This window comes from Actinomadura mexicana, from assembly GCF_900188105.1.
Classification (GTDB): Bacteria; Actinomycetota; Actinomycetes; order Streptosporangiales; family Streptosporangiaceae; genus Spirillospora; species Spirillospora mexicana.
In genome coordinates, this window is sequence record NZ_FZNP01000020.1 from 103,810 (window position 1) to 116,667 (window position 12,858).

Genomic DNA, 12,858 nt, shown 5'->3' on the forward strand with positions numbered 1-12,858 from the left:
GTCTCATCGGAGGCGGGCGGCGAGCGCCTTCTTGCTGATCTTGCCGACCGGCGTCCGGGGGAACGCGGCGGCCGTCTCCAGGCGGTCGGGGTGCTTGTAGGCGGCGACGCCGCGGGTGCGGAGGAAGTCCTTGAGCTCGCGGAGGCCGGGAGCCTGCGCCCCCTCCCTGAAGATCAGGAAGGCGCAGGTGCGCTCGCCCATGACCGGGTCGGGGACGCCGACCACGGCCGCGTCGTGGATCGCCGGGTGGGCCAGGAGGTGGTTCTCCAGTTCCTCTGCGGAGATCTTGTCGCCGCCCCGGTTGATCTGGTCCTTCTCGCGGCCCTCGACCATGAGGTGCCCGGACGGCAGCTCCCTGACGAGGTCGCCTGTCCGGTAGAAGCCGTCCGGGGTGAAGGAGCGGGCGTTGTGCTCGGGGGCGCGGTAGTAGCCGCGGAGGGTGTACGGGCCTCGGGTGAGGAGTTCGCCCACTTCGCCTGGGGACACCTGCTTGCCGTCCTGGTCGACGACGCGGATCTCGTCGGCCGGGGAGAGGGGGCGCCCCTGGGTCCGTTCGATGAGGTCGCGCGGGTCGTCCAGGCGGGTGTAGTTGAGGAGGCCCTCGGCCATGCCGAAGACCTGCTGGACCTGGCATCCCAGCGCGTCCGGGATCTCGGCGGCGCGTTCGGCGGCGAGCTTGGCGCCGCCCACCTGGAGGAGTTCGAGCGACGAGATGTCCTCGTCCGACCAGGTCACCGCGTCCAGCCAGAGGAGGGCGATCGGGGGGACGACCGCGCACACGGTGGCGCGCTCGCGTTCGATGAGGGGGAACGCCTCGTCCGGGGAGCCGGAGGGCGACAGGACGACCGTGCCGCCCGTGGCGAAGACGCCGAGGACGCCGGGGCAGGCCAGGGCGAAGTTGTGCGCGGCCGGCAGGACGACCAGGTAGACGGTGTCGCGGTCGAAGCCGCAGAGTTCGGCGCTGGCCTCCAGGTTGTAGACGTAGTCGCGATGCGTCCGCGGGATCAGCTTCGGGAGGCCGGTGGTGCCGCCGGAGAGGAGGAAGACGCCCACGTCGGAGGGGTCGGGCGCGGGGGGCGCCACCGGCTCGGCGTCGATGGAGGCCAGAGCGGTGAACTCCTCGGCCTCGCCTTCGACGATCACGTGGTCCACGGCGAGCGTGCGGGCCAGCTCGCGGTAGTCGTAGTCGCCGTCGCGGTCGGCGCAGATGTAGGCGCGGGCCTCGGAGAGCTCGCAGAGGTAGCGGATCTCGCTCTCGCGGTGCGCGGGGAGCGCCAGGACGGGCGCGGCGCCGATGCGGACGAGGGCGAGGAACGCGACGATGAAGCCCGTGGTGTTCGGGAGCTGGACGACCACGCGGTCGCCGCGGCGGAGGCCGAGGGCGAGGAGCCCGGCGGCGGTGCGGGCGGCGCGAGCGTCCAGGTCGGCGTAGGAGAGGCGGTCGTCACCGGCGACGAGGGCGGGGGCGGCCGGGTCGCCGCGCAGGACGTCGCCGAGGAGGCGATCGGTCCAGAGGCCCTCGGCCTTGTAGCGGGCTTCGAGGTCGGCGGGCCAGGGGGTGAAGCCGTCCACGGTCACCGCCCGGCGAGCTGGGCGGGGGCGCCGGGGACCGGCTCGGACGGGTCGGAGCCGAGGGCGACGATGCGGTTCGCGGCGTCGACGTGGACGACGCGGGGCTCGTGCCGGGACGGGTCCTCCACGCCGGCGTAGGTGATGATGATCACCATGTCGCCGGGCTGGACCAGGCGGGCGGCCGCGCCGTTGACGCCGATGACGCCGCTGCCCGCCTCGCCGGTGATGGCGTAGGTGACGAGCCGGGCGCCGTTGTCGATGTCGACGAGGTGGACCTGCTCGCCCTCCACGATGTCCGCCGCGGCCATCAGGTCGGCGTCGATCGTCAGCGAGCCCACGTAGTGCAGGTCCGCCTGGGTGACGGTCGCGCGGTGGATCTTCCCGTTCATCAGCGTCCGCTGCACGGCTCCTCTTTCTCACGATCAACTAAGGCTAGGCTAACCTTAGCTATTCGATCGGCAGAGGAGAACCCCGAGGATGCTCCGGCGACTGGTCATCGACGTCGGGCCGCTGCGCGACAGCAGGCCGTTCCGCAACGTGTTCATCGCCCGCACCGTCTCGGTCTTCGGGATCGGCATGCTCGCGGTGGCGCTTCCGGTGCAGGTGTACGACCTCACCGGGTCCACGGTGCATGTGGGCGGGGTCTCCGCCGCCGAAGGGTTCGCGCTCCTCGCGGGATTCCTGTGGGGCGGGGTGCTGGCCGACCGGCACGACCGGCGGCGCCTGATGCTGCGGGCGCGCGCGGCGGCCGGGATCGGGTTCGTCCTGCTGGCGCTCAACGCGTTCCTGCCCTCCCCCTCGCTGGCCGCCCTGTACGCACTGGCTGCGTGGGACGGGCTGATGACCGGCGTCAGCATCACCGCCCTGCTGGCCGCGACACCGGCGCTGGTCGCACCCGACAAGCTCGTCGCGGCGGGGGCGCTGAACGCGTTGACGGTCCGGCTCGGGTCGATGGCCTCCCCCGCGCTCGGCGGGCTCGTGGTGTCGGCGTTCGGCGTGGGCTGGAACTACGCGGCCGCGGCGGCCGGGACGCTCGGCACACTCGTGCTGCTGACCGGGCTCCCCCGGCTCAAGCCCGCAGCCGTGGAGGAGGCGGACGCCAATCCGCTGAAGTCCGTCTGGGACGGGTTCCGCTTCGTCGCCTCGCATCGGGTCGTCGGCTCGCTGATGCTCCTCGGCCTGCTGTTCATGGTCGCGGGCGGGATCCCCGTCCTGATGCCGGCGTTCGCGAGCCGGAGCCTGGACGGCGGCGCCACCACGGTCGGGCTGCTGTTCGCCGCGCCGGCCTGCGGCGCGGTGCTGGCCTCCCTGACGAGCGGCTGGGCCGGGCGGGCCCGGGCGCCGGGCCTGGCGCTGCTCGTCGCGTCCGTCTCCGGGTTCGTCGCGCTCGCGTGCCTCGGCCTGGCCCGCCATCCGGCGCTCGCCGTCGCGATCCTGTTCGTCTACGGGTTCGTCCAGTCGATCGAGGAGATCCTGCGGTACGGGCTGATCCAGTCTCATACGCCCGACTCGCACCTCGGCCGGGTGAACGCGCTGTGGTCGGCACAGGAGACGGGCGGCGGCGCCATCGGGTCGCTCGGCGCCGGGGCGCTCGGCCGTTACCTCGCCCCGGGCGCCGCCATCGTCCTGTACGGGACGGTCAGCGCCGTCCTCGCCCTGGCGCTGGCGCTGACCCTCACCGGGCTCCGGACCGCGACGCTGCGGCCGGAGCCCGAGCCCGGCTGACCCCGGCTCACCCGAGGCGAGCGGTCAGTTCCTCCTCGGTCATGGCCTCGACCTCCAGCCAGATGGCGGCGACGGATTCCAGGCGTCCCGGCGTCTCCTCCAGTTCGGTGAAGCGGCGGCAGATCCGTGCGACCGTCCGCTCGGCGAACAGGACGCGCACGGGCAGCGCCGTCGTGTCGAGTGCCTCGCGCAGTCGCGCGAGCACGGTGGTGGCGAGGACGGAGTCGCCGCCGAGGGCGAAGAAGTCGGCGTCCGCGCCGACGCGTTCCCTCCCCAGCACCTCGGCGACGATCCGGGCCAGCACCCTCTCCAGGGACGTCTCGGGCTCGGCATGGGACGCGGCCGCCTCACCGGCCTCGGCGGCGGCGAGGGCCGTGAGCGCCTTGCGGTCGACCTTGCCGTTCGCGGTGAGCGGCAGTTCGTCCACGCGCACGAGCAGTTCCGGGACCATGTGCGGGGGCAGCAGGTCGCGGACGCGGGCGAGCACGGAGTCCCGGCCGGTCTCGGCGGGCGCCACCACGGCGGCGGCGAGGCGGCCGCCGGCGAGGAGGGCGACGGCGCGCTCCACGGCGGGATGGTCGCGCAGCGCGGCCTCGACCTCGCCGAGTTCGATCCGGAACCCGCGCACCTTGACCTGGTGGTCGCGGCGGCCGAGGAACTCGATGGCCCCGCCCGGGCGGTAGCGGGCCAGGTCGCCGGTCCGGTACCAGCGGGTGCCCTCCCACAGGACGAACCGGTCGGCGGTCCGGGCCGGGTCGCCGACGTAGCCGTCCGCGACGCCGGCGCCGCCGATCCACAGCTCTCCGGTGACCCAGTCGGGGCGGTCGCGGCCCAACTCGTCCACCACCCGGCACGCGACCCCGCGCAGCGGTACCCCGTACGGGACGGCGTGCCAGTCGGCGGGGACGTCGCCCGCGACCTCCTGCACCGTCGAGTGGATCGCCGTCTCGGTCGTGCCGCCGAGCGCGACGAAGCGGCAGCCCGGCGCGCTCTCCCGCAGCAGGCCGGGAAGGTGCGTTCCCACCCAGTCGCCACCGAGCAGGACGAGCCGCAGGCTCTCCGCCCGGCCCGCGCGCAGCAGCATCTCCAGGACGGACGGGACGCAGTTCAGCACGGTCACCGACCAGCGCCGCACCAGTCCGCTCCACCGGGCGGCGTCGCGCCGCTCGTCCTCGTCCGGTACGACGACCGCGCCGCCCGCGTGCCAGGCGGCGAACAGGTCGAACACCGACAGGTCGAAGTCGAGCGCCGAGACCGCGAACGTGACGTCGTCCTCCCCCATCGCGAATCGCTCGACCAGGTCGCCGATCGTGTTCATCGCCGCGCCGTGCGAGACCTCCACGCCCTTGGGCTCGCCGGTCGACCCGGAGGTGAACAGCACGTAGGCGACCTGGTCGGGGCGCACCGCGACCGGTCCGGGCAGCGGGTCGGCGTCGGCGACGCCGCCCGGGGTGAGCGAGGCGGCGACCCCGGCGCTCGCGCGGATCCTCGCGCGCCGCGCCTGCGGCTGCTCGGGGCCGATCGGGACGTAGGCGGCGCCGGCCGCCAGCACCCCGAGCGCGGCGGCGGCCTGGTCGGGCCCCTTCGGGAGCTCGATCGAGACCCGGTCGCCGGGGCGGACGCCTTCGGCCGCCAGCGCCGACGCGATCCGCAGGGCGCGGTCGGCGAGCTCGCCGTAGGTCATCGTCCCGTCCTCGCCCCAGTGCAGGGCCGGGGCGTCCGGGCGGCGCGCGGCGTGCTCGAAGAAGCCCTCGGTCAGCGTGCGCGGCGGCGGCGCGGGCGTGGCGTTCACCCCGTGCCTGACGCGGAGCTGGGACGGTGTGGCGGCGATGGAGAGGGGCGTGTCCCAGTCGGCGCCGGGCGCGCCGAGACGGGTGATCGCGGCGGTGTAGGCGTCGAACATCGCCTCCGCGACGCCCTCCGGGAACGCGGGCAGGCGCACGTCCCAGTTGAGCAGCAGGCCGCCGGACACCTCGGTCACCTGGGCGTCCAGCAGCACCTGCGGGCCCTGCGAGATGATCCATCCGGGTTCGCCGAACAGCTCGCGGACGCGGTCGCCGAACAGCTCGCCCAGGTTGAGGGCGCTGGTGTAGACGATCGGGGCGAGCACCTGCTCCCCGCGCAGCCGCGACAGGTCCCGCAGCACCTCCAGCCCCGAGTAGTCGCTGTGCGCGCCGGCCGTGTGCAGGTTCGCCTGGAGGGCGCGGGCACGCTCGACGAAGGGGAGGTCCGCGGTGAGGTCGGCCTCCAGCATGATGGATCCGGTGAAGTCGCCGACGACCTTGTCGACGTCGGGGTGGACGGGCTCGCGGTGGAACAGCGGCAGGTTGAGCAGGAACCGCGGCGTCGCCGACCAGGCGCCGATCACCTCGGCGAACACCGCCGCGAGCGCCATGGCGGGGGTGACGCCCTCGGCGTGGGCGCGGGCGGTGAAGCGGTCCTTGCCGTCCGGCGGCAGCCAGTGGTGCTTGCGCTCGACGCGGTCCCCCGGCTCCGGGACGACCGGCGGCTCGGGCGGCCCGGGGAGATCGGCGAGGCGGTCGGCCCACCAGCGGCGGTCGGCGGCGCGCGCCTGCGCGCGGGGGTCGTCGGCGAGGTAGCGGGCGTAGCCGTAGCGGATCGGCGCGAGGGTCTCGCCCTGGTACAGCGCGGCGAGGTCGGCCAGCATGACGCGGTAGCTCATCGCGTCGGCGGCGACCATGTCGACGTCCAGGTGGAGGCGCGCGGCGCCGTCCGGGAGGAGGCTGAGCCGGGCGTCGAAGACGCGGCCGTCCTCGATGGGGAGACGCTGCCGCGACATCTCGTCCCGGACGCGCTCCAGTTCGGCGTCCGGGTCGTCCGACGAGCGCAGGTCGTGGACGGTGACGAGCGGACCGGGGCGTTCGGGCAGGATCTGCTGCCTCCCGTCGTCGCGGAAGGCGGCGCGCAGCATCGGGTGCCGCCGCACCAGCGCGCCCACGGCCGACTCGAAACGGGACGGGTCGATCGCGCGCCCGTCGAGCTCGACGTACAGGTGCGCGGCGACGGAGCCGAGCTCCTGGCCGGAGTCGCGGCCGATCCAGTACGCGTGCTGCATCAGCGCCAGCGCGAAGGGCTCGTCCGGTTCGACGGCGGTCTCGCCGATCTCCGTGCCCGGCTCCGGGGCGGGCCCGGCCGCCGCCTCCACCTGGCCCTTCTCGGCGAGCAGGTCCCACCACCCGGCGAGCGTCGGACGCTCGGCCAGCTCCGCGAAGCGGATCTCGATGCCGCGGCGCCGGAGCCTGCCGGTGAGCTGCATGAGCCGGATCGAGTCCATGCCCAGCTCGATGAGGTTGTCGTCCGCCTCCGCACGCTCGCCCAGCACCTCGGCCAGCACGGCGTGGAGCTCATCCCAGGTCAGCACGGAACCCCTTTCAAATTAGGTAAGGCTAACCTAATTGCGCCGTCCGATCGCGTCAACGCCGCCCGGAAGCCGACAGCAGCCACGCCAGGTACACGCCGCCGAGGACGCCGGTGACGACGCCGACCGGCACCGCGACCGGCAGGTGCAGCGCGACGAGGTCCGCGCTCGCCAGCAGCGCGGCTCCGGTCAGCGCGGCGGGCAGGAGCTGCGCGCCGGGCCGGCGGGTCAGCCGCCGGGCGAGCTGCGGCGCGGCGAGCGCCACGAACGGGACGGGCCCGGCCGCCGCGGTCGCCGCCGCGACGAGGCCCACCCCGGCGACCGTCAGCAGCGCCCGCGTCCGCTGGACGGGCACGCCGAGCGCCCGCGCGGCGTCGTCGCCGAGCTCCCCCATGCCGAGCGGCCGGGCCAGCAGCAGCGCCGCGGGGACGAGCACGGCCAGTGCGAGGGCGAGCGGGACGGCATGGCCCCAGTCCCGCCCGTTGAGGCTACCGGTCAGCCAGAACGCGGCCTCGTAGGCCTCGCGCAGTTCGGCGCGGGTGATGAGGTAGGAGTTGAGCGCCTCCAGCATCGCCGCCGCCGCGACGCCGATCAGCACCAGCCGGACGCCGTGCACGCCGCCGCCCCGGCGGTAGGCGACCAGGTACACCGCGAGCGCGGTCAACACCGCGCCCGCGACCGAGCTGGCAGTGATCGCGACGGCCCCGCCGCCGAACACCAGGATCTGCAGCAGCGCGCCGGTCGCCGAGCCGGTGGTGAAGCCGATGAGGTCGGGGCTGCCGAGCGGGTTGCGGGAGATGCTCTGGAAGACGGCCCCGGACAGGCCGAGCGCCAGACCGGCGAGCAGGCCGGTGACGGCGCGCGGCAGGCGCAGGGTCGTGACGATGAACTCGGTGGCCTGGTCGCCCTTGCCGAGGAGGACGCGCACCACGTCCGGCGGCGCGATGGGGAACTCCCCCGAGCCGACGACGAGGACGGCCGCGCCCACCGCGACCGCCGCCAGCACCCCGCACACCGCCGCCGAGCGCGGCTCCCAACGCAGCGACACCCCGGCCGCCCGGATGACTCTCATAGGTCGCGCGTCCTCCCCCTGCGGACCATCACCGCGAACAGCGGCGCTCCGAGGAACGCGGTGACGATGCCGGTCTCCAGTTCTCCGGGCGCGACGACGCGGCCGATGATGTCCGCGCCGAGCAGCAGGACGGGCGCGAGCAGCAGCGAGTAGGGCAGGACGAGCCGCTGGTCCGGGCCGACCGCCGTCCGGACGATGAAGGGGACGGCCAGCCCGAGGAACGTGATGGGCCCGGCCGCCGCCGTCGCGGACCCGCACAGCAGCACCACCGCGAGCGCCCCGAGCGCCCTGGTCCTGCCGGGCCGGGAGCCGAGGGCGCGGCCCGCGTCGTCGCCCAGGCCGAGGGCGTTCAGCGGGCGGGCGAGCGCCAGCGCGAGCAGCGCCCCGGCGACGATGAACGGCAGGACGCGCAGGAGGACCGGCACGTCGCGGCCGCCGAGCGAGCCGACCTGCCAGAACCGGAAGCCGCCGAAGGTGCGCGGGGTGAACAGCATCACGCCGGCCGTCATCGCGCTGAAGACGGCGTTGACGGCGGCGCCGGCGAGCACCAACCGCGCCGGTGACGCGCCGCCGCGCCCCCGGGCGCCGATCAGGTAGACCAGGGCCGCCGCGCCCGCCGCTCCGGCGAAGGCCGCCCACACGTAGACGAGCAGGTCGTCCACGCGGAACGCTCCGATGACCAGGACGACCGCGAGGGCCGCGCCGCCGTTCACGCCGAGCAGGCCCGGTTCGGCGAGCGGGTTGCGGGTGAGCCCCTGCATCACCGCGCCCGCCAGCCCGAGCGCCATGCCGACGGCGACGCCGAGGAGGGTGCGGGGCAGCCGCAGCTCGTGGACGATCAGCTGCGCCCGGGATCCGTCGTCCGGGGAGAACACGCCCGGCAGCACGTCCGCGAACGGGACGTGCCCGGCGCCGATCGCGAGGCTCGCCCCGACGGTCAGCAGCAGCACCGCCGCGAGCAGGGCAAGCCACCACGGATGCGCGCCGCGCGACAGCCCCTGCCGTTCCGGGGATTTCGGCGGGCGTCTTCGCGCGAGGGAAAGCACGAGGTAAGGCTAGCCTAAGCTAACTCACCCGCTCAATGCCCGGCCGGCACCCGCGCACACTCATTAACAATACAGACGTATGGTATACATGGATATTGGAAGTTGAACGCTTGTATTGGCGGTGGGGGAATGGCGAGGACCGGCCGGGCCGCGGGCCCGGCGCCCGAGGACCTGACGGCGCGGGCCAGGATCCGCGACGCGGCGCTGCTGCAGTTCGCCGAGCACGGCATGAAGGGCGCGACGTTCCGCGGAATCGCCGAGGCCGCCGGGGTCTCGGTGGGCCTCGTCCAGCACCACTTCGGCTCCAAGGAGGAACTGCGCGAGGCGTGCGACGCCTACGCCCTCGACACGGTCCTCGATCTCACCTCGACGGCCGCCGGCGAGGCGATGGGCGACCCGGGGATCCTGGCCGCGGCCGTCCGGGCGGACCTGCCCGTCCGGCGCTACCTGGCCCGCGCGCTCGTCGACGGCTCGGCGGCGGCGGGCCGCATGTTCGACGACCTGGTCGGCGTGACGGAGCGGTACCTGGCCGATCCGCCGCCCGGCGTCGCGTCGCCCGCGACCCGCGACCCGCTGGCCTACTCCGCCGCGATCGTCGCGATGACGATCGGGATCGAGGTGCTGCACCAGCACCTCGGCCGGGTCCTCGGCACCGACACCTTCACCCCCCAGGGGTCGCTGCGGCTGCGCCGCGCCGTCCTCGAGATCTTCGACGACCGGCTGCTCGGCCGGGAGACCGCCGCGCGCGCCCACGCGGCGATGGACCGGTACGAGGCCAGCCTCCAGGGAGACAACGATGAATGACGTCATCCGGGCCGAAGGCCTGGTCAAGGCGTTCGGCCGGACGCGCGCGCTCGACGGGCTCGATCTGCGCGTCGCGCCCGGCGAGGTGCACGGGTTCCTCGGCCCCAACGGCGCCGGGAAGTCCACGACCATCCGCGTCCTGCTCGGGCTGATGCGCGCCGACTCCGGCACCGCGAGCCTGCTCGGCGGCGACCCGTGGCGCGACGCCACCGCCCTGCACCGCCGCATCGCCTACGTCCCGGGGGACGTCACGCTGTGGCCGAACCTGTCCGGCGGCGAGGTCATCGACCTGCTCGGGCGGCTGCGCGGCGGCCTCGACGTGAACCGGCGGGACGAACTGCTCGGCCGCTTCGAACTCGACCCGAAGAAGAAGGGCCGCGCCTACTCCAAGGGCAACCGGCAGAAGGTCGCCCTCGTCGCGGCGTTCGCGTCCGACGCGGAACTGCTCATCCTGGACGAGCCCACCTCCGGCCTCGACCCGCTCATGGAGGAGGTCTTCCAGGAGTGCGTGCGGGAGGAGAGGCGCGGCGGGCGCACCGTCCTGCTGTCCAGCCACATCCTCAACGAGGTCGAAGCGCTCTGCGACCGCGTCACCATCATCCGCAAAGGCCGGACGGTCGAGACCGGCACGCTCGACGAGCTGCGGCACCTCACCCGCACGTCCGTTCGCGCCGAACTCGCCGCCGCCCCGGACGGCGTCCCGCTACCGGGGGCGCACGACGTCCGCGTCGACGGCACCACCATCACGTTCGAGGTCGACACCCCCCAACTGGACTCCGCGCTCAAGGAGCTCACCCGGATCGGCGTGCGGACCCTGACGAGCCGGCCGCCCACGCTCGAAGAGCTGTTCCTGCGCCACTACGAGGACGACCTCACCGGGAAGGCCGCCTCATGACCGCCACCACCCTGCCCGCCCCCGCGCGCGCCGCCGGCCGCGGCGGCGGCCTCGCGGGCGCCGGCATGCTGCTGAAGATCTGGCTGCGCCGCGACCGCGTCATGATGCCGGCCTGGATCTACGGGCTGACCGCGCTCGTCTCCAGCACCGTCTACAGCCTCCAGCACGAGTACGACACCCCGGCGGCGCTCGCGAGCTTCGCGCGCGGCATCAACGACAACCCGTCCACGCGGGCGCTCTACGGGCCCGTCCTGAACGACGGCAGCGTCGCGGGGCTCAGCGCGTGGCGGGTCGGCGCGACCGGCGCCGCGCTCACCGCGGTGATGTGCGTCCTGCTGGTCGTCCGGCACACGCGCGCCGAGGAGGAGGCCGGCCGGCTGGAACTGGTCGGCGCCGCGGCCGTCGGGCGCCGCGCGCCGCTCACCGCGGCGCTCCTCACCGCCGTGACCGCCGCCGGGACCCTGGCCGCCGCGGCCGCGCTCGTCATGATCCTCTTCGGGCTGCCGGCGGCCGGTTCGGTCGCGTTCGGGCTGTCCTGGTTCGGCGCCGGGCTGGTGTTCTCCGGCGTCGCGGCGCTCACCGCCCAGCTCGCCGAGACCTCGCGCCTGGCCAACGGCCTGGCGTTCGCCGTCCTCGGCGTGTCCTACCTGCTGCGCGGCGTGGCCGACGCGGGCTCGGCGCACTGGCTGTCGTGGCTGTCGCCGATCGGCTGGGCGCAGCGCGTCCGCCCGTGCGCGGACGAGCAGTGGGCCGTCCTGCTGCTTCCCCTCGCCGCGTTCGTGCTGCTGGTCGCCGCCGCCTACCTGCTGACCGAGCGCCGCGACCTCGGCGCCGGGATCCTCGCTCCGTCCCTCGGCCCCGCGCACGCCCCGCCGTCCCTGCGCGGCCCGTTCACCCTGTGGTGGCGGCTGCAGCGCGGCACGCTGCTCGGCTGGACCGCCGGGTTCCTGGTGTACGGGCTGGCGATCGGCGGCGTCGCGGACGGCGTCGACGACCTGGTCAACGGCAGCGACGCCGTCCTGGACGACATCCGCAAGATGGGCGGCCGGCAGGACGTCGCGGACGCGTTCCTCGCCACGGCCATGGGCCTCATGGCGCTGTTCACCGCCGCCTACGCGGTGCAGAGCCTCCTGCGGCTGCGCGCCGAGGAGAGCGGCGGGCGCCTGGAACCCGTCCTCGCGACCGCCGTCGGCCGCACCCGCTGGGCCGTGGCCGCCCTGGCGAACACCGCCGCGGGGACGGTGGTCATGCTCACCGCCACCGGCCTGGCCGTGGGCCTGGTCCACGGCGCCCGATCGGACGACCTGGCGGGCCAGCTCCCCCGCCAGCTCGGCGCGGCACTGGCCCAGCTCCCGTCGGTCTGGGTCGTCGCCGCCGCGGCGTTCCTGCTGTTCGGCGCCCTCCCCCGCGCGGCGTCCGCCGGATGGGGCGTCCTCGCCGTCTTCCTGCTCCTCGGCCAGGTGGGACCGCTGCTGGGCCTCCCGCAGGCGGTCATGGACCTATCCCCCTTCACCCACACCCCGAAGCTGCCCGGCGGCGACGCCGATCCGCTTCCCCTCCTCGCGCTCACCGCGGTGGCGGCCGGACTGGCCGCGGCCGGACTCGCCGCCTTCCGCCGCCGCGACGTCACCTGATCCCCGCCCCTCCGGGCGGGTTCCCGGGCGGGCACCGGCAGACCCGCCCGGGAACCCGCATGACCTCCCCTTTCACGGGTACTCCGCAATCTTGCGACTACGGGAGGTGATCGTCATGTCCTTCGGAGCCGGCGAGACGCCGGAGGGAACCCCCATCGATCCGCTGCGGGTCCGCAGCGACCTCCGCGGCCCCTGCCTGCTGGTAGAGGCGGAGGGGGAGCTCACGATCCTGACGGCCGGCGCGCTGCGCGAGCACGTCCTGGCCGACATGCGGGCCATGAGCGGACCGCCGCTGATCGTCCTGGACGTCGGCGAGGTGAGCTTCTGCGACTCCTCGGGACTGAACGCGATGATCACCCTGTGGAAGGCCGCGCACGCCGCCGGGGGCGAGTTCGTCCTGGCCCGGCCGGAGCGCCGGTTCCGCACGATCATCGAACGCAGCGGCCTGGACCGGCACCTCATCGCCCACCCGACCACCGAGCAGGCCCTGGACGCGCTCTCCGCCCGCTGAACCCCCGTCCGCGCCCTTGCCCTCACCCCAACACGTTCGTACAGGATCCGTATCGTCTCACCGACGCCGAGAGACGCCGCTACCCACGCGCTGAACCCCGAGGCCTACCTCGGCGTGCGGCTCGTCCCCGCCGCGCCCCCGGCCCCGCTGCGCCGCTCCCCCGTCGCCGCCCGCGCCATCGGCTCGGTCAGGCGGGCGCGCGGCGGCTAGAGTCGGCCGC

General features: G+C 74.6%; 10 protein-coding genes. 5 read left to right on the forward strand and 5 right to left on the reverse strand.

Translation table 11 applies throughout. The features are described 5' to 3' along the window. Positions 1-3 precede the first annotated feature (3 nt). Together CHC11_RS35125 and panD are read right to left on the reverse strand one after the other, a co-directional pair. Entirely contained in the window at positions 4-1,572 is a 1,569-nt protein-coding gene (locus CHC11_RS35125) for a (2,3-dihydroxybenzoyl)adenylate synthase (protein ID WP_089316227.1), read from the reverse strand. 2 nt (positions 1,573-1,574) lie between these two features. Beyond that, positions 1,575-1,976: an aspartate 1-decarboxylase gene (gene panD, locus CHC11_RS35130; protein ID WP_089316196.1), complete on the reverse strand. Its 402-nt coding sequence runs from the start codon at positions 1,974-1,976 to the stop codon at positions 1,575-1,577. Between the two features lie 73 nt (positions 1,977-2,049). Between panD and entS the strand changes: the two genes are divergently transcribed. Beyond that, a complete protein-coding gene (entS, locus tag CHC11_RS35135) occupies positions 2,050-3,297 on the forward strand; it encodes an enterobactin transporter EntS (protein ID WP_089316197.1) in 1,248 nt (415 codons plus the stop codon). Between the two features lie 7 nt (positions 3,298-3,304). Here entS and CHC11_RS35140 read toward each other — a convergent pair whose 3' ends face one another. From CHC11_RS35140 to CHC11_RS35150, 3 genes are read right to left on the reverse strand one after another with little or no spacing between them, the layout of a single operon-like run. Continuing rightward, positions 3,305-6,679: a non-ribosomal peptide synthetase gene (locus tag CHC11_RS35140; protein WP_089316198.1), complete on the reverse strand. Its 3,375-nt coding sequence runs from the start codon at positions 6,677-6,679 to the stop codon at positions 3,305-3,307. Between the two features lie 52 nt (positions 6,680-6,731). Then, positions 6,732-7,748 carry a FecCD family ABC transporter permease gene (locus CHC11_RS35145; RefSeq protein ID WP_089316199.1) on the reverse strand — a complete coding sequence of 339 codons (1,017 nt, stop codon included), beginning with the start codon at positions 7,746-7,748 and terminating at the stop codon, positions 6,732-6,734. Beyond that, positions 7,745-8,794 (reverse strand): FecCD family ABC transporter permease, encoded by a 1,050-nt coding sequence (locus tag CHC11_RS35150; protein WP_218826379.1) that lies wholly within the window; start codon positions 8,792-8,794, stop codon positions 7,745-7,747. The genes CHC11_RS35145 and CHC11_RS35150 overlap by 4 nt, the downstream gene beginning before the upstream one ends. 129 nt (positions 8,795-8,923) lie before the next feature. Between CHC11_RS35150 and CHC11_RS43615 the strand changes: the two genes are divergently transcribed. The 4 genes from CHC11_RS43615 (at position 8,924) to CHC11_RS35170 (ending at position 12,638) form a co-directional block, all read left to right on the forward strand. Beyond that, the gene (locus CHC11_RS43615; RefSeq protein WP_089316200.1) at positions 8,924-9,598 is read left to right on the forward strand and encodes a TetR/AcrR family transcriptional regulator; all 675 of its coding nucleotides are present in this window, start codon (positions 8,924-8,926) and stop codon (positions 9,596-9,598) included. Next, the gene (locus CHC11_RS35160; protein WP_089316201.1) at positions 9,591-10,493 is read left to right on the forward strand and encodes an ABC transporter ATP-binding protein; all 903 of its coding nucleotides are present in this window, start codon (positions 9,591-9,593) and stop codon (positions 10,491-10,493) included. The genes CHC11_RS43615 and CHC11_RS35160 overlap by 8 nt, the downstream gene beginning before the upstream one ends. Then, positions 10,490-12,127: an ABC transporter permease gene (locus tag CHC11_RS35165; RefSeq protein WP_089316202.1), complete on the forward strand. Its 1,638-nt coding sequence runs from the start codon at positions 10,490-10,492 to the stop codon at positions 12,125-12,127. Before CHC11_RS35160 ends, CHC11_RS35165 begins: the two co-directional genes overlap by 4 nt. Positions 12,128-12,242: 115 nt before the next feature. After that, positions 12,243-12,638, forward strand: a complete 396-nt coding sequence (locus tag CHC11_RS35170; protein ID WP_089316203.1) for an STAS domain-containing protein — start codon at positions 12,243-12,245, stop codon at positions 12,636-12,638. The last annotated feature ends 220 nt before the right edge of the window (positions 12,639-12,858 follow it).

Excerpts from the sequence above, each read along its gene's own strand:
- CHC11_RS35165 (WP_089316202.1), top strand. The coding sequence starts at position 10,490 with ATGACCGCCACCACCCTGCCCGCCCCCGCGCGCGCCGCCGGCCGCGGC.
- CHC11_RS43615 (WP_089316200.1), top strand. The coding sequence starts at position 8,924 with ATGGCGAGGACCGGCCGGGCCGCGGGCCCGGCGCCCGAGGACCTGACG.
- CHC11_RS35170 (WP_089316203.1), top strand. The coding sequence starts at position 12,243 with ATGTCCTTCGGAGCCGGCGAGACGCCGGAGGGAACCCCCATCGATCCG.
- CHC11_RS35145 (WP_089316199.1), bottom strand. The coding sequence starts at position 7,748 with ATGAGAGTCATCCGGGCGGCCGGGGTGTCGCTGCGTTGGGAGCCGCGC.
- entS (WP_089316197.1), top strand. The coding sequence starts at position 2,050 with ATGCTCCGGCGACTGGTCATCGACGTCGGGCCGCTGCGCGACAGCAGG.
- CHC11_RS35160 (WP_089316201.1), top strand. The coding sequence starts at position 9,591 with ATGAATGACGTCATCCGGGCCGAAGGCCTGGTCAAGGCGTTCGGCCGG.